Raw genomic sequence first — 16,215 nt, forward strand, 5'->3', positions numbered from 1 at the left:
TGTCACGCGTGGGTTGTCGGGTAGAGCTTGCGGAGTTTCGTCCTCGCGTCGGCGGTCGTGAATTGCCAATCGGCCTTCACGCACGCACCGTTCCTGCGGCCCTTCCAGGCACCGACGTGCCGCACCATCGACGACCGATCGCCGATCCGATCGGGCAGGTCACGCGATAGCGCGCTCAGCTCGATCTCGGCCATGTTCAGCCAGCTGCCGTGCTTCGGCGTGTGATGCACCTCCAGCCGGTCGGCGATCCTCCTCGCCTCTGCGGGCGGGAATGCCTCATACAGGCTCGCTGGTGAGTGCGTGTTGAGCTGATCCATCACCAGGACCACCCGCTCCGCTTCCCGGTACCGGCCGTCGACCAACTCGCGGATGAACTGGGCCCAGTCGACCCGCGTGCGGCTGTCGGTGACCTTCGCCTCGCGCCATCCGTCTAGGGGCTCGAACGCCAGGAATACGCTGGCCACGCCGTTGCGGGTGTAGACGCTGTCGTAACGCTCGACCTGGCCGGGCCCGGGCGGCAGCGGCTGGCGGACCTCGCCGATGAGCTGCTTGAACGTCTCGTCCATGCAGACCACCGGCTGCGCCGGGTCGTAGGGCCGGTGGTAGACCTCCAGCACATCCTCCATGTGATGCACGAACTCCGCCGACTGCTTCGGCGGGATGCACCACATCCGCCGCAGGTGGGGCTTCAGCTCGTTTTCTGAAGAGCCCGCCGCACCGTCTCGTGCGAGACCTTCCCGGCGTAGCCCAGCTCGACGACCCGCTCGGCGAGCAGTCGCAAGGTCCACCGCTTCTTGCCATCGGGCGCCTTCGAGCAGGCCAGGGCGATCAGGTGGGCCTCCTGCGAGCCGTCGAGGGCACGGGCATAGATGCGCCTGGTGGGCTTGGGCATCAGGGCCGACTCGAGCCCCTCCTCGACGAATCGCTGGCGGACTCGCTCGACGGTGCGGGTGCTGAGGTCGAGGGCCGAGGCGACCTCCTGGTCGGACCGGGCGGGGCCCCCATCGGCCTCGTCGGCCTGGAGCAGGACGCGGGCGTGGGCCAGCTTGCGGGCGTCGGCCTTGCCCCGGGAGATCATGGCCTCCAGCTCGCCCCGCTCCTCGGCCTTCAGCGTCACGCGATACTTCTTGGCCATGACGGCCTCCCCGCCGGATGTCGCATGTTCACCAACCGATAAACTCGCGGATCGGACCCGACGAAGCAAGAGTGACGATCTACTAAGTAGGTCACCAGTAGTGATTGGACGACTCCCCGGAGTTGACCTATGGTTGCGATAGCCCTACAGAGGACTCGCGACCATGGCCCTGATCACACTCCAGCCGGCCGAGCGCGAGCACCTGCGCGGACTGGCCCGTCACTCCGACGACCGCCGCGTCATCCACCGCGCCCTGGCCCTGCTGGACCTCGATTCCGGCCAGCCGCCGCTCGCCGTCGCCGCTCGGCTCGGCGTCAGCCGATCGACCGTCTACAACTGGGCCGGCCGGTTCGCCAAGGAGCGAGATCCAAGCCCGTCGCTGGGCGATCGCCCGCGCGCCGGCAGGCCGCCGGCCGCCAGGCGGGCCGCCGAAGAGTCGGCCGAGGCCGCCCTGGGGACGGATCCCCGCGCGGCCGGCTATCGCCACACCAACTGGACCGTGCCCCTGCTGCTGGCCCACCTGAACCGGGCCTCAGGCCAGCAGGCCAGCGGCACCACCATGCGGCGGGCCTTGCACGGGCTGGGCTATCGCTGGAAGCGGCCCCGCTTCGTCCTCTCGCGCCGATCGCCCACCTGGCGGCAGGCCAAAGGGGGCTGAGGCGCGGGCTGCCCGGACGCACGCGCACCGTCGTCCTCTTCTCCGACGCCACCATCCTCACCGAGACTCCGCCGCTGCGGGCCGCCTGGGCCAGGGCTGGCCAGCAGGCCGAGGTGCCGATCACCGGCAACCGCGACCGCCGCGTCCTCTTCGGCGCCATCGCCGTGGGCCGCGGCACGCTCCGCCTGGACCGCGCCGGGCAATGGAACCAGGACAGTTTCCAGAGCCATCTGCGGCACTTCCGCTCGACCTGGCGCGGCTGGCGGATCGTGCTGTTCCTGGACCGGGGCTCGCCGCACACGGCCAGGCGGTCGCGGGCCCTGGCCAAGCAGTTCTCCATCGAGCTACGGTTCCTGCCGACGGCGTGCCCGGAGCTCAACCCGATGGAGGGCCTGTGGCGCGAGATCAAGGGGCAGATCCTGGCCAACGAGCCGACGCCCGAGCTGGACGTTTCGCTGGAGCGTGCCGTCGATCACCTGATGGCCATGACCGGCAAACAACGACGCCAAACCGCGCGCATCCTCTCCGAGAACTTCTGGCTAGCCACTTAGTGGCTCATCCGGCAAGTGTCCTGACACCCGGTACGGCGGCGATTCCCGGCGTTCGGCGTGGTTGATGGCGACGACGACGGCCCCAGACGAAGGGGTGACGATGCGCGTTCCAGTACGCTGTCGCTCGTTCGACCGCCTGGCAGATCTCCTCCCAAGTCTCGAACCGGCGGCCCTTCAACGCCAGGCTTCTCAGCACCTTCCACCACGGCTCGATCAGGTTCAGGTACGCCGCGGAGACTGGCTGGAAGACGAACTCCCAGCGGGGATGGGCCAGGCTGAACAGCAGCACGTCGGTGGCGCGGTGGGCGCTCAGGTTGTCGAGGATGGCGTAGACCCGTTCGGCGTCCGCCGGGACCCACGCCTCGACCTGGCCGAGGAACTCGACCCAGTTGCGGGTCGAGCGGCTGTCGTAGGGGCGGGTGAAGGCTTCGCCAGTGGCGGGTCGGAAGGCGCCGAAGACGTAACCCTTGCCGCGGCGGCCGTAGTCGGCCTCCTGCCGAGCGCGGCCGGCGGGCTGGCGGCTGCCCTCGGCCGTCGTCTCGGGCTTGGTTCGCAGGGGGTTCTGTCCCGGGAAGCTTTTGGCGCTCTCCGGCCCCATTTCGTCGAGGCAGACGACCGCCGAATCCGCCGGAGGCTCGCGGTAGAGTCGCTCGATGGCCCCCTTTTTTCGGCGAATTCGGGGTCCACCCGCTCGCCGAACCACGTCTCCTGCTTGCGCCAGCGGAGGCCCTCCTCCGCGAGGATCTCGTCGATCCGACTCCGCTTGATGGCGATGTCCTTCTGCTCGTTGAGGTAGGCCTCCAGGCGGTCGAGCGTCCAGCAGCCGAAGGGCAGGCCCAGGTCCTGGGGGGCGGTCAGCGCGACGGCCAGGACCTCGGCCCGCTGGTCGACGGTATAGGTCGGCGGTCGGCCGGCGCGGGGCCGCTCCTGGAGGCCGGCCATGCCCAGCTCGCTGAAGCGACGGATCCAAGCATAGACGGTCGGCCGCGAGCAGCCGAGGGCCGCAGCGATGGTGGGGGCCGATCGGCCGTAGGCGGCCTCCTGGACGATGCGGGCTCGCTCGACCAGGCGGACCGGGGCGGTGCGCGAGTGGAGCAACTCGGCGATGGCCTGCTGCTCCTCGGACGTCATCGGGCGGAGAAGGACGCGGGCGGCCATGGCGAGGTCTCCTGGGAGATACCTCCATCCACCTGCAAATCACCTGCCGGATGAACCACTTAGAACCTGAAAGGCCTCGGCAGGAGTTGCCAGCTACGGCCGGGGCCCATGTTTCAGTTCGCCTCGGTTCGGTGCCTCAAGCACCGCCAGAGCTGGCCCGTCGAGCCCGAGGTAAAGCTCCATGTCAAGGTGGCCGTTGAGGCACTGCTGGACGACCCGATCTGCCGTCAGGACACGAGGGAGTTGGCAGGGAAGCTGGCGACGCTGATGGACGGGGCTGAAAGCTCATCCCGATCCTTGCGGCGAGGATGAATTGACCGGCCTTGCGACATCCTGGTGCGGGGACGTCACGGCACGACCAGCGGCTGGAACGCCCAGTATGCCTTGCCGAAATGCGCCTTGGGCACGATCCCATCACGCTTTGACGTGGGATGGCCGCGAAGAACGTAATACAGGTCCGAGATCACCGACGTGTTGTCACCAAAGTAGGCGTGCCCGAGGAAGCTGGTGTCCACCGCCGAGACGTCGATGGTCTCCAGCGGAGGGATGATCACGATCCCATTACCCGACTCGCCCAGACGCGGCCCGCCGTGCAATTCCTTGGAGCTGGCCAGCGCGCGATCTCGCGACGAGGCGTAGAGCGTCACGCGATGGCCCGGTCCGACGATCGCCGGAGCCACGTCCTCGGCGAACGTCTCGGCGTCGATGTCCGGCGCCGTCAGGACGACCTCGCGCACCGCCGCCGGGATGCCCGCCCCGGTGGACAGTCGGCGCAGTGCCTCCGTCAGGCAGCGATTGCCCATGCTATGCGCGATCAGGTGGATCGTCTCGGCCCCCGAGCGGGCGGACACCTCGCGCAGGAATCGCTCCAGGTGCGGCTCGGTCCAGCGGACGTTGTTCTCGTCGTGGGCATAGCTGGCGATCTGGCCCTGCGACGGCCAGCTCCAGAACATAGCGACGCCCTCGTACTCCAGGTCGTAGGCGAGCTGCGCGGTGCGCCGGGCGGCATACTCGAAGCTGTTGTTGAACCCGTGGATGAAGACGAGGAGTTGCCGCTTGCCGCGGGCCTTCTGGTGCTCGTCGAGGGAGGCCCGGAGCCGGGCGTGAAATTTGTCGACGGGATACTCGGCAACGTCGGCCAGGCCGACGTGCCGGGCCGGGTCCGTGGCGAATTCCAGGCGGAAGATCGATGGAGACTCGAGCACGCCGAGCCTGTGGTCGCGTGGGATGGTGACGCGACACAACCCGTATCGGACCTCGCCACGGTCGGGCCCATATCCGATCGGCTTCCCATCGGCGACGGCTGGGATCTCCCGCCTCTTCCCCAGCCACATCCGGGCCGAGACGCATCCGACGACACCCAGGACGGCAGTTGCAAGCAGGGCCGCCCTGAGGGTTGCTCGCCCGGTCACGACCGCCACGAGCGATGCAATGCCGGCCAGGGCAAGGCAGGCGGCCTGCGCCGCGGTCCTCAAACTGGATGAGTCGCCCGCGTCGGCTGCGGCCGCGGGACCGAGTGGACGCCGATCGGTCCCGTAGAAGACGGAGACTTCGTCGGCGACGGGCTCCTTCGAGGCCTCCGGCGGATCGAACCGAGGGGGTAAGGGTTGGGGAGGGTCACCCTTAGGGGCATCCTTCGGATAATCCACGGGAGCAGGGTCACCCTTAGGGGCATCCGGAGGCTCCGCGGTCGGGGGGTCGGATTTCGGGGCATCCGGAGGCTCCGCGGTCGGGGGGTCGGATTTCGGGGCATCCGGTGCCGCCGTGGCCGGTGCGGTTGCCTCGATCGTGGTAGTCGCGGGATCCCTCGGAGGATCCATGGTCGGTGGGCGGTCCCCGGACGTGGGCGTCGCTCCGACAGTCCGATCTTGAGGGGGAGGCATCTCGCTGGAGCCCATGCAGCCGAACAGGGCAGCGGGGGTGAAGATGGTCCAGAGGATCGCATTGGCAACTCGCGGAGATTGCGGACCGAGTCGTCTCGATGGCCGGAGTCGGACTGCCCCTCGCCAGGTTCGTGCCGAATCTGCAACGGCATGATTTCCGGACATCATGCTCGTGATCCACGAGAGAACCATGCAGGCCGCACCCCATCCGGGCATGTCGGGGCAGGAGCGCGACGAAATCGGCTCATCCGAATGCCACAGAGGAACGAGATCGTACACCGCGGCCGTCGCGAAAACCATCCGCGAAATCGCCACGGTATCGTTGCCGCGCAAGGAGTCCCAAGTGACGCCGCCCACGGCGACTGAGGCTGGTCCAAGCAAGGGTGATCATCGCCGCCATCCAGGCCAATCCGAGCACCCGCGACGACCTTCGGCAGTTGGCTGTGAAGCTGTCGCAGCTCTAGCCGACAGGTCTCGGAACATTTTCGTGCTGTCACGAAAGTGGTCGCAATCGGCCGCCTCGACGGCCTTAGGATCGGCCTCGAAGAATGGAATCGTTCCAGAGACGAGCCCGGTTGTCGTCCGGATCTTGACCGCCTCGCGTTGCTTGCGAGAGGCGGGCGCGATAAAAGAGATGGCCCCGGTGAGAGGGTGCAATCTCTCGCCGGGGCCAAGTATCTCTGGTTTGCCGTGGTTCGGTGCACCAACACCGCCAAGGCTGGTTACTCAATGGGACGATACCCCCATGTTGAGCTGCGTCGATTCTACGCGCCTCGCGCCCGCTGTCAAAGACCATTTTTCGGCCCTCCCCAACCGGCTCCAGGACGACCCGCGTCTCAAGCCCAGGGACCTGGCCACCATCGCCGCAATCCTCCGCTACGCAAGGGCCAAGCACTGGGCCTCCATGTCCAACCATGCACTGGCCGATCACGGGCGATGCTCCGAGCGATCCATCCAGTACAGCCTCGCCAGGCTCGAGCACTCCGGCTGGATCTCGCGTGAGGCCTGTGACGACGCACCGGGCAGCCGCAGCGGAAGGATCATCTACCTGAACTGGCGTCGACCTGAAACGCCCTGCACCCCGGACCTGAAGACTGCTTCACCCCAACCCGTGCTGCCCGTTGCACCCGAAGTAGATTCAGAAGAGAGAGAAGAAAAACCGGCCCACCTGAGCCTCGACGGCTCGGGGCCGGATGGCCAGATGAAGACCGGGCCAACCCCGCTGCCCGACCCGCTGGACTATGCAGCATTGGGCTGGCTGGACCGGCCGGCGTCGGACCCCTTGCGGAAGATCGCCGAGAAGGCCCTTGCTTCCCGCATGGCGGGCCCGCCGGCCCCTGGGTCGGGCCGGAAGGCCTCCGTCCCGTCGCGATCTCTCCTGCGGGCTCCTGGGAGCCTGGCGGAGATGCTGGGCCGGCAGTTGGGCGGGCGTTGAGCCTCAGTTCGATCAGCGGCTTCTGAGTGGGTCGCGTCCCGGTGGACGAGCGTCAACCATTTCCTGCATGCGCAGGACATGGTTTCGGGGCCTCCGCGCGCCCATTTTAGAGCCATCGGATTTCCCTGCTCAACGCCCTGCTCGCGGGGAAAATCGAGCATCCCGAATCGTCCGGTTCCGGGCGACTCGATCAGCCTGCTCGGCAGCCTGCACGCAGGCTGATTTCGGGCCATCGAAATCGACCATCTTTACCGGCCGCGTGCGGACGCCCGCGTGATCAGTTGGTGCAGGTCGTCGGCTGGCGCGGAGAAGACACATCGGGCTGTGTTGTGCCGGGTGCTGGCCAAAGCCTGCCTGTCTCGCGAGGAGTTTGGTACCTATACTAGTCCGTGCAAGTCGGGGCACTTCGCGGACGAGGCCGACGGCCATGACGGCCGAATTCGCATCATGCACCACCCATGCAAGTATCACACTCATGACCAATGATGCGGGCCTCGCCCCGGAATACCGTGCCCTCTTCGAGGCCGTCCCCATACCCTTCCTCGTGCTCCGACCCGACGGGCGGTTCACCATCGTCGCCGTGAGCGACTCCTACCTTCGGGCGACGGTCACCACGCGGGAGGGACTACTTGGGCGGGGCCTCTTCGACGCCTTCCCCGACAACCCCGACGACCCCAACGCGACCGGCGTGCGGAACCTCCGGGCCTCCCTCGTCCGGGTCCTGGCGACCCGGGCCCCGGACCGTATGCCCGTCCAGCAGTACGACATCCAACTGCCCGGGGGCGGCTTCGAGGAGCGGCACTGGAGCCCGCTCAACACGCCGGTGCTGTCGCCCGAGGGAGAGGTCGCCCACATCCTCCACCACGTCGAGGACGTCACGGAGGTCGTCCGCCTGCGGAGGGAGGGCAACGAGCAGAAGCTGGCTGAGGAGGCCCTCAGGCAATCCGGCGAGTGGTTCTCCACGACCCTCAACAGCATCGGCGACGCGGTCATCGCCACGGACTTCGCGGGCCGGGTCGTCTTCATGAACGCCGTCGCCGAGGCGTTGACCGGCTGGGCTTTCGCCCAGGCGAGAGGTCTGCCGCTCGATTCGGTGTTCGTCATCCTCAATGAAGCGACCCGCGACCCCGTGCCCAACCCGGTCGATACGGTCTTCGCCACGGGCAGGATTCAGGGGCTCGCCAACCATACCGTGCTCGTCGCGAAGGACGGGAGCGAATGTCCCATCGAGGATAGTGCCGCCCCCATCCTGGGCGACGATGGACACATCACGGGGGTCGTCCTCGTCTTCCACGACGCGAGCGAGCAGCGACGGGCCGAGCAGGCCCTCTCGGCCAGCGAGCGGCGTTTCGCCAGCTTCGCCGACGCCGCCCCGGCGATGCTCTGGGTCACCGAGCCGGATGGCACGTGCTCGTTCCTCTCCCAGGGCTGGTATGAGTTCACCGGCCAGAGAGAGGGCGAGGCCCTCGGGTTCGGCTGGCTCGACGCCGTCCATCCCGAGGACCGCGAGGACGCCGGACGTCTCTTCGTGGAGTCGAACGCCCGGCGGGAGATGTTCCGCTGCGAGTATCGCTTCCGCCGGGCCGACGGAGCGTATCGCTGGGGCATCGACATCGGCCGCCCGAGGTTCTCGCCGGAGGGCGAGTACCTGGGGTACGTGGGCTCGGTCATCGACATCCACGACCGCAAGCAGGCCGAGGACCGGCTACGAGCGAGTGAGGGGGAGGCCAAGCAGAGCCTCAGCCTGCTCTATGAACTGGTCCAGCAGTGCCCCTTCGGCATCTACATCGTCGATGCCGACTTCCGCATCGCCACGATGAACCGGGGGTCGCAGGAGGGGGCGTTCGTCAACGTCAGCCCGGTCATCGGGCGGCCCTTCGACGAGGCCATGCGGATCCTCTGGCCCGAGGCGGTCGCCGCCGATGTGATCCGGGCATTCCGCCACACGCTCGTCGCGGGCGAGCCTTATCACTCGAAGGAATTCGTCAACCCGCGGGCGGACAAAGACCGGGTGGAGGGTTACGAGTGGGAACTCCACCGCGTCACCCTGCCCGACGGGCGGCCGGGCGTGGCCTGCTATTTCTTCGACTCGACCAGGCTCAGGGAGGCCGAGTCCGCCCTCCGCGAGAACGGCCGGCGGAAGGACGAGTTCCTTGCCATGCTGGCCCACGAGCTGAGGAACCCGCTGGCCGCCGTCGGCAACGCCGCGACCGTCCTGAAGATGTCGAGCGACCCGGAGAACGTCGCCTTCGCGAAGGACATCATCGAGCGGCAGACGAGGCAGCTGGCCCGGCTCATCGACGATCTGCTGGACGTCTCCCGCATCACGAGCGGCAAGATTCGCCTGAGGCGTGAGCTGTGCGACGCGGGGACCATCCTGAGGCAGGCCATCGAGTCGGTCGAGCCGCTCATCCGTGAGCGGAAGCACCGGCTGGTCACCGAGTTCGAGGAGGGGGCGCTCCACCTGCGAGCCGACGCGACCCGCGTCGAGCAAATCGTAGTGAACCTGCTGACGAACGCGGCCAAGTACTCGGACAACGGCGGGCGGATTCGTCTCGTCGGCGAGCGTCAGGGCGACCAGGTCGTCATCAGCATCGAGGACGATGGCATCGGCATCCCGGCCGAGAAGCTGCCGCAGATGTTCGAGCTGTTCGCCCAGGGGGAACGCTCCATCGCCCGCTCCGAGGGGGGACTCGGCATCGGGCTGACCATCGTGCAGAAGCTGGCCGAGATGCACGGCGGAAGCGTCTCCGCCAGGAGCGACGGGCCGGGCAAGGGGAGCACCTTCGCCGTCCGCTTGCCTGCGGCCTCTCGTCCCGCCCCCCTGCCTGCCGGTCCCGGGGGTGTCGCCGCGCCGGGACTCCGCGGGTCGCGGATCCTCGTGGTCGACGACAACGTGGACACGGCACGCGGCCTCGTCCGGCTTCTGAAGCTCCTCGGCAACGAGGTCGAGTCGGCCCACGACGGGGCCTCGGCCATCGACACGGCCCGGCTCTTCAAGCCGGAGTTCGTGCTCCTGGATATCGGCCTTCCCGGCATGGACGGCTACGAGGTGGCCCGTCGGCTCCGGTCTGAGCCGTGCTGCACAGCGTCGGTCGTCATCGCCGTGTCGGGTTACGGGCAGGACGAGGACCGTCGCCGGTCCCGCGAAGCGGGCTTCGACCATCACCTGGTCAAGCCGGTGGACTTCGACCGGCTTGTCTCGCTCCTCACGCACGCCTTCTGACCGACCATTTCTGTCCCGTGCCGGGCCTCCCCGCGGCCGATCTTGGTAATCAGGAGGGAACAGCTGATGACCCCCTTGCCCTCCCTTGCCTCGGCTCGTCTCACTACTGATGACCCCAAGCGTCCGGCCGGCCGAGCTTCCCCTGCCGCCAAAGGGGGCCACTGACGCCCCCTGGAGAATGGCTCCAGGCTCAGGGGGGTTACCAGAAGTAACCCCCTTCGAGGTCGCACGGATTGCGGTGGACGGGCGTTCCTCATAGCTTGGCGACGTGCCTCACGAGCCCATCGCCCCCGATCCCCCTGCCCTGGTGCTTCCGATCGGCCCATTCTGGTCGTCGTGTGGCCCCGCGGACGGCCCGATCCGCGGGCGCGACAACCTGCCGGGCTGCATCGGCCTGCATCCGGTCGACCCGGCCGACGCGTCCATCCCGTTCCGGGCGAGTTGGCAATGCGGGATCGCCTACGCGGTGGGGCGGATGGCCGATCGTCGTGGTCCGGTGGTGGTCTACCGGCTGACGCTCGGCAAGTCCGAACTGCCGGGCCGTTGGATCTGCGTGGGCCGCCAGTTCATGGAACTGGGCGAGGCGGCGGAGTATGTGGGCGAGGGTCGGAACCCGCCGTCTCCGGATCATTACGGGTGGGAGCCGGCGCCTTACTGAGGGCCGCAACCTCCACCTGGTCTGCATCGAGCTGAGAGTACGGGGATGGGAGGGCGACTCCGACAAGCGAATTCGACGAACCTCGGCTACGGCTTGTCGGTCTCGACCGTCCGGGTCGCTCCGAACCAGTTGCGGTATTCCTTCACGACGTGGCTCGTCCCGTCCGGGTTGGCCGTGCGACTTTCGATCCACTGCCTCTCCTGAATGGCCGCCCGCAAGAAGAGCCCCAGGAGTACGGCGGGGATGCCGGCCAGGGCCATCAGCCTTCGCTTCGTCATCCGCAGGCCCGGTCGGTCGAGGCGGAGGCAGAGGCCGCCGATCACCCCCGCGATGTCGATGAAGACATCCGGCGTCCCGAGCAATGCCTTGAAGACAGCCAGCCACCACTCCGGGCTGCCGTCCTACAGGCCTACCGCCGCGAGCGTGGAGAATCCGAGGGTTACCATCAGTAGCCACGCGCTTCCCATGGCGAGCAGTGTGCCGACGGCGATTCGCAGTTCTCTCATGGCCGGGTCTCGCGGGTTTCGCGCACAGGTAAGGGACGCACCGAAATTCTGCCCGAATCCCGGGAATCCGCTGGACTTATGTCATTATCGAGTGTAGTATTAAACAGATAGTTTCGTCATGAAATAAGCGATCCGATCACCTCGCCACCCGTGGCCGCCATGCCCCGCTCCATCCCCGAGTCGAGGGGCCGCACCGTCGCGGCCCCTCGCCTCCCCCCATGACCGGTTTAGTTATTCGTTCTTGCGGCGGTCCGTCTTGTCCCGCGTCCCCGCGAAGAACCAGTCGAGGTCGTTTCCGCCGCCCAGGTCGTCGACGGCCCCGTCGTCGAGAACCGTCGTGGTGTTGAGGGAATTCCGGAGGAGGCGGGTCCGGGACCAGAAGTCACCCGGACCGTTCCATTCACCCATGAGGTAGAGCAGGGTCCCGTAGTCGGTGTCGTAGACGCTCGTGCCGCCGATCAGGATGTCCTCGCCGCCTCCACCCGTGAGCTTGTCCGCGCCGCGACCGCCGATCAGCAGGTCGCGGCCCGAGCTTCCGGTTAATTGGTCGTCACCGTCTCCGCCCTGCATGACGTTCGGCCCGCCGCCGCCGGTGATGATGTCCTTGCCGTTGCCGCCGTCGAAGTACGCCGGCTTCGCGATCGCCGCGGCCATCGTCGCCCGGTCGTTGCCACCGCCCAGGAAGACCTGGATCTGGTCGACCCAGACCAGGTCATAGAACTTCGTCCCGGAGATGAATGAGCCCTGCACCTTGGCGGTCGTGTCGTTGACCCGCCCGATCGTGAGGGTGTCGGCCCCCTCGGTCCCGTAGATCTGCAGGGTCGTCCCGCTGAGCCTCGAGCCGGCGACCACGGCGCGGGCAAAGAATGACGAGGAGTACGCGTTCTCGTCATCGGCCACGACGACGGAGATGTCGTACTGGCCGCCGTCGCGATAGAGGTGGCCCTGGGTCAAGGTCGTGGTCCCGGCCGGATAGGCGAAAGACTCGGCCGGGGACCCGTCGCCCCAGTCGATGATGGCCGTGAATGTATCCAGGACCCCGGGGTCGGCAAATCCTGCCGTCACCGTGACAACGTCTCCTTCCTTCGCCCCGCCCGTGGGAGGGGGGGAGCTTGTCGTCGCCGAGGTGATCGCCGGGGCGAGGTTGGCGACTTCCAGGGTCGAAAGCACGGTGCGGACCGCCCCATCGGCATCGCTCACCCTCAGCGCGATGGTCCGGGGGGCGAAGCTCTCGGGGAAGCCGACCGTTGGCTGCAGGCCCGTGGCGTCGGCCTGGAACGCGGATCCGTCGTAGTCCAGGTCCCACTCGAAGGTCAGGGCGGCGGGGTCCTCCCCTTCCTCGACGGCGCCTGAGGCATCGAGGGAGACGCTCCCGCCCTCGACGGTATAGTAAGGCCCGCCGGCATTGGGCGGCTGGGGGATGTGGCCGAATGCGATGTAGCTCGGACCCCCGCCGGTCGGGAAGCCCGTCTGCCAGCTGAGCGAGGTGTCGGTCAGCGTCACGTTGCCCCAGGCGACGGCCGCGATCCGCCCGTCCTCGGCGAGGTCCATGTCGTAGAGGCCGGTCGCCAGGGTGATGCTGTTCAGCAACGTCGTCCCGGTGGGGTCGTAGTGCAGGATCTGGTTCTGCAAAGTCCCGACGAAGAGGTCGCCGTTGGCGTCGACGGCGATCTCGCGGCTGTCATCCGAATAGAGCGGCAGCGCGATCGTCTCGCGCAGCTCCAGGCTCTCCGGGTCATAGACGTACAGCGTGTTGCCGGCCAGCCCGTAGAGCCGTCCATCCAGGCCGACGTCGAGGTCGTTGAATTCGGCGTGCTCGGCGAACCGCAGCGACGTCCCGTTCGCCGGGTCGAAGCGGATCATGCCCTGCGCCTCCCCGCCGCTGTACGTCATGGAGTCGGTGGCGAAGACCCAGGGGCCCGACACGTCGATGCCGCCGTAGGTGAGGTTGCCGACGGAGCTCCAGCCGGGATGCGTCATGTGCGACCAGCTCGAGGAGGCGGGGTCGTAGGTGCTCAGCGAGGGATTGAATGTTCCGTTAAAGAGTTGAATTTTGCCCGATGCGTCCTGGATCAGGTCGCGGGCTCCGCCGTCGAGCTGGGGGACGGGGAGCCCTCCGACATATTGCCCGGAGGGCGTGAATTCCAGGATCGTGCCCTCCCAGGATGAGCTGACGAGCAGGTTCTGAGGCGTTGCGCTGAGGACTGTCCGCGACTCGAGCGGCTCCAGAGAGAACGACTGCCTGCGTCGTCGGCTAGATCGGGCGCGCATGAAACCCTCCGGCTCGCCCGGGTCGCGGGCGGCGATGGTGCATCGATTCCGAGGGCGCATGCCACGGCGGCTCGCGTCCTCGACGTGTCGAAGTCTGGCGGTCTAGGGCAGGCGGTGTCGGTCGGACATGGGCGTGGGTTCGTCCCCACGCCTGATCAACTTGAGGGCCATTCGAGTCGATTCTCGACGCAGGCGTGGGGATTCTAGCGAGGCGGCGAAACCCGGGTCAAGCATCCAGAAATGCATGATCGCGCGACGAGACAGATGGTCGATACGCGATCGACAATAAGTAGGTGACCAGGTCGCAGCGCGAGAACAACGTCGCCCCCTCGACGGTGCCGGCATACCTGATCCCGATGGTGCTTGAGCACCTGACGCGGACGGGCCGGGCCCTACCGGAGAACAAGATGATCAACGCGGCGGTGGGGATGCGGAAGCGTCGGCAGATCCTGGGGGCGGTGGCGGCCCGGTGATGGCTGACCAAGGCCCGACCGCCTAGTCCACGTCCCGATCGTCGTCGGGCTCATCCGGATGGCCATCCTTGGACCTGGCCCCGTCGGGCTCGGTGAGGTAGGCCAGCCGCTTCTCCTGAAAGCCTGCGACCCAGGGCTCGACGCGTTCGATGCCCACGCGGAACTTTCGCACGACGGCCGCGATGGGCTGCCCTTCGTCGAGCGCGATGAGTGCCTCGGCCCGGTAGAGCTGCTTGCGGCTGCGCGGGCGGCGGATCATGCCCCGCATTCTCTCCCGCTCGGGCTCGGTCAGTAGGCGTGCCACCATCAGTCCTCCCCCCGGGTCGGCCGGCAAGTCCCGGCTCATCGACCCATCGTGGGAGAGCAAAGCGGGGACCAGCCGAGGCCTGAGATCCCGAAGGCGTCCGGATTGGTCTGACGCGGGGTCTCCACGAAAATCAGAGCGGCGCTCGTCCGCCGGATGATCAATTCAGTTCGAAGTCGAAGGTGTTCTTTCCCTCGTTCACCTGGACCGTGAGGGGCGTGGCCTCCTCCGACGAGTACTTCCCGGGCATGCCCTTGCCCTCGATCGACACCCGCCAGGTCCCGACCGGGACTCGCGTGATCTTATACACTCCATGCTCGATCTTGCCGCCGACGAATTCGCCGTCCGCGAGGTGGAAGATGACCTTCCCGCCGTCCACGGGCTCGCCTTTGAATACGATGACGCCGTTAAGAGCGGGGGGTGCGGGTGCGGGGGCAGTATCGGGCCTGGGGAGGATCGAGTCGCGCCTCGTATTGTCCCGATTCGGGACTGCCGCCTTGGGGGTCTCGGCCGTGGTCTCGACGAACTCGCCCTTGTCGTCGAACCCGTAGGTGCCGGCGCGGGCCTCGGTCTTGCCGATCGGCGCGCCGATGGGGGTGGGTGCTAGGGTGCTCTCGGGCCTGGCCTCGAGCTGGCGGACTCTCGCCTGGAGTTGGTCGAGCACGGCCTGGATCCGCCTGACCTCGTCCGAGGTCGCCGAGGGGATCGTCTCCTTGACGGCCGGCCTCGGCGCATCCAGGTTCGGCGTCGGGGCGAGTCCTCCGGCCTGTGTCGTGGTCGTCGTGGGTTGAGTCTCCCCTCGCTGCTGGGGGTCGGCGGCCGCCCCGACGCCGATGAGTGCCGCCGCGACGGAGGCCATGAGGATCGTCTTGATCGTGATCATGGAGAAGCTCCCGAGGACCAGTGATGCGGATTCGATGGCGGCGGCGGGGACCAGGCCCGTGGCGAGTCCGAGGCCGGCTCGGACCAGCACGGCCGAGCGTGCGAGGTTGGCGACCATCTCGGCGGGGACGGCGACTCGCCCGAGCCCGACGGCGATGCCGACGGCCTTGGACGGGTCAAGCCCCCGTCCTGCCAGGCGGTCGCGTAGGATGAGACGCCCCCTGGACAACCGACTTTTGATGGTTCCGACGGGGCATCCCAGTGAGTGAGCGGCGTGCTCGAGGGGGTGGCCCTCCAGCTCGCAGAGGACGATCGGGCCTCGGTAGCGTTCGGGCAGCCGTCCGATCTCCTCGTGGACGACCCCGGCGACGGGTCCCAGGACGTCGGCGGGAGTGACTTTCTCCCGGTTCCTGCCGGCGGCAACCCTCTCATGGCCACGCCGCCGTTCGGCCATCGCCTTGGATGCACGCGCGGATCGGAACGCGACCCGGTGGAGCCACGGTCCGATGGACCCGTCGTCGCGCATCGATCGCGCCTTGCGCGCCAGGACGAGGAAGGTGGCCTGGCAGGCGTCGCGAGCGTCGTGCTCGTCGCGGAGGACGGATCGGCAGGTGGCCATGACCATGGGGCCGTGGCGATCGACCAGGGCGGCGAAGGCCTGCTCGGAGCCCGGCCCGATGCCGTCGGCGAACCGGCCGACGAGCCGGCCGTCGGTCAACGAGCCCGCGGCCCCCAGCCCTAAGAGGCTGGCCAGATCTCTCGCCGCTCCCTCCCCTCGGCTGGATGCCACCCGATCCCCTCCCGACTCTTGGCCCGCCCTGCCCCACTCAGTAGACGGGCGCGTCGATGGCTGAAGGTTCCCGAATTTCGCGAGATCACGCCAATGCTTTCTGTGCGGCGGTGTATCGTCCACCGCCAGGCATCCGGGCTGCCGACCGTGCCGGCGGTGCATCGTACACCGGCCCCCGTTTCGTGCTCCCAGCGAAAGCCCTGGTGTACCGTCCACCAGCTCGCCGATAGGGACTCCGTTACGATCCGGTGGATCGTACACCGGCTGAACACGGAGGGCCTGACA

At 67.7% G+C, this 16,215-nt stretch carries 13 protein-coding genes and 1 pseudogene; 6 read left to right on the top strand and 8 right to left on the bottom strand.

What is annotated here, in order from left to right:
• Positions 1-2 precede the first annotated feature (2 nt).
• A protein-coding gene (locus tag EP7_RS28185) for an IS630 family transposase (protein ID WP_463528554.1) occupies positions 3-1,135 on the bottom strand; the annotation gives its coding sequence in 2 pieces (ribosomal slippage) (positions 3-694 and positions 694-1,135; 1,134 coding nt in all).
• A gap of 163 nt (positions 1,136-1,298) precedes the next feature.
• Between EP7_RS28185 and EP7_RS28190 the strand changes: the two genes are divergently transcribed.
• Positions 1,299-1,793: a helix-turn-helix domain-containing protein gene (locus EP7_RS28190; protein ID WP_463525294.1), complete on the top strand. Its 495-nt coding sequence runs from the start codon at positions 1,299-1,301 to the stop codon at positions 1,791-1,793.
• 8 nt (positions 1,794-1,801) lie between these two features.
• Positions 1,802-2,344 carry a transposase gene (locus tag EP7_RS28195; protein WP_463528596.1) on the top strand — a complete coding sequence of 181 codons (543 nt, stop codon included), beginning with the start codon at positions 1,802-1,804 and terminating at the stop codon, positions 2,342-2,344.
• A gap of 4 nt (positions 2,345-2,348) precedes the next feature.
• On the opposite strand, the gene EP7_RS28200 is transcribed toward EP7_RS28195, so the two are convergent.
• From EP7_RS28200 to EP7_RS28210, 3 genes and pseudogenes are all read right to left on the bottom strand, one after another.
• A complete protein-coding gene (locus EP7_RS28200; RefSeq protein ID WP_463528381.1) occupies positions 2,349-3,020 on the bottom strand; it encodes an IS630 family transposase in 672 nt (223 codons plus the stop codon).
• A 74-nt stretch (positions 3,021-3,094) separates the two neighbouring features.
• Positions 3,095-3,502 (bottom strand): annotated as a pseudogene (locus EP7_RS28205) (helix-turn-helix domain-containing protein); the annotation flags it as partial.
• A gap of 347 nt (positions 3,503-3,849) precedes the next feature.
• Complete coding sequence (locus EP7_RS28210; protein ID WP_463528555.1) at positions 3,850-5,151, bottom strand: alpha/beta hydrolase; 1,302 nt, start codon at positions 5,149-5,151, stop codon at positions 3,850-3,852.
• Positions 5,152-6,130: 979 nt separating this feature from the next.
• Between EP7_RS28210 and EP7_RS28215 the strand changes: the two genes are divergently transcribed.
• The 3 genes from EP7_RS28215 (at position 6,131) to EP7_RS28225 (ending at position 10,704) form a co-directional block, all read left to right on the top strand.
• Positions 6,131-6,820 (top strand): hypothetical protein, encoded by a 690-nt coding sequence (locus tag EP7_RS28215; protein ID WP_463528556.1) that lies wholly within the window; start codon positions 6,131-6,133, stop codon positions 6,818-6,820.
• A 475-nt stretch (positions 6,821-7,295) separates the two neighbouring features.
• Positions 7,296-10,046, top strand: a complete 2,751-nt coding sequence (locus EP7_RS28220; RefSeq protein ID WP_463528557.1) for a PAS domain S-box protein — start codon at positions 7,296-7,298, stop codon at positions 10,044-10,046.
• 268 nt (positions 10,047-10,314) lie between these two features.
• Complete coding sequence (locus tag EP7_RS28225) at positions 10,315-10,704, top strand: hypothetical protein (protein ID WP_463528558.1); 390 nt, start codon at positions 10,315-10,317, stop codon at positions 10,702-10,704.
• A gap of 86 nt (positions 10,705-10,790) precedes the next feature.
• Here the strand turns inward: EP7_RS28225 and EP7_RS28230 are convergent, their stop codons facing one another.
• Together EP7_RS28230 and EP7_RS28235 are read right to left on the bottom strand one after the other, a co-directional pair.
• Entirely contained in the window at positions 10,791-11,066 is a 276-nt protein-coding gene (locus EP7_RS28230) for a hypothetical protein (protein WP_463528559.1), read from the bottom strand.
• A gap of 375 nt (positions 11,067-11,441) precedes the next feature.
• Positions 11,442-13,481 carry a hypothetical protein gene (locus tag EP7_RS28235; protein WP_463528560.1) on the bottom strand — a complete coding sequence of 680 codons (2,040 nt, stop codon included), beginning with the start codon at positions 13,479-13,481 and terminating at the stop codon, positions 11,442-11,444.
• Between the two features lie 293 nt (positions 13,482-13,774).
• Here EP7_RS28235 and EP7_RS28240 point away from each other — a divergent pair, with 293 nt between their 5' ends.
• Positions 13,775-13,954, top strand: coding sequence for a hypothetical protein (locus EP7_RS28240; RefSeq protein WP_463528561.1), 180 nt, complete (start codon positions 13,775-13,777; stop codon positions 13,952-13,954).
• A 22-nt stretch (positions 13,955-13,976) separates the two neighbouring features.
• On the opposite strand, the gene EP7_RS28245 is transcribed toward EP7_RS28240, so the two are convergent.
• Positions 13,977-14,300, bottom strand: a complete 324-nt coding sequence (locus tag EP7_RS28245) for a hypothetical protein (protein ID WP_463528562.1) — start codon at positions 14,298-14,300, stop codon at positions 13,977-13,979.
• A 118-nt stretch (positions 14,301-14,418) separates the two neighbouring features.
• Positions 14,419-15,930 (bottom strand): RNA polymerase sigma factor, encoded by a 1,512-nt coding sequence (locus tag EP7_RS28250; RefSeq protein WP_463528563.1) that lies wholly within the window; start codon positions 15,928-15,930, stop codon positions 14,419-14,421.
• Positions 15,931-16,215: the final 285 nt, after the last annotated feature.

The sequence above is a fragment of the Isosphaeraceae bacterium EP7 genome (assembly GCA_038400315.1).
GTDB lineage: Bacteria > Planctomycetota > Planctomycetia > Isosphaerales > Isosphaeraceae > EP7.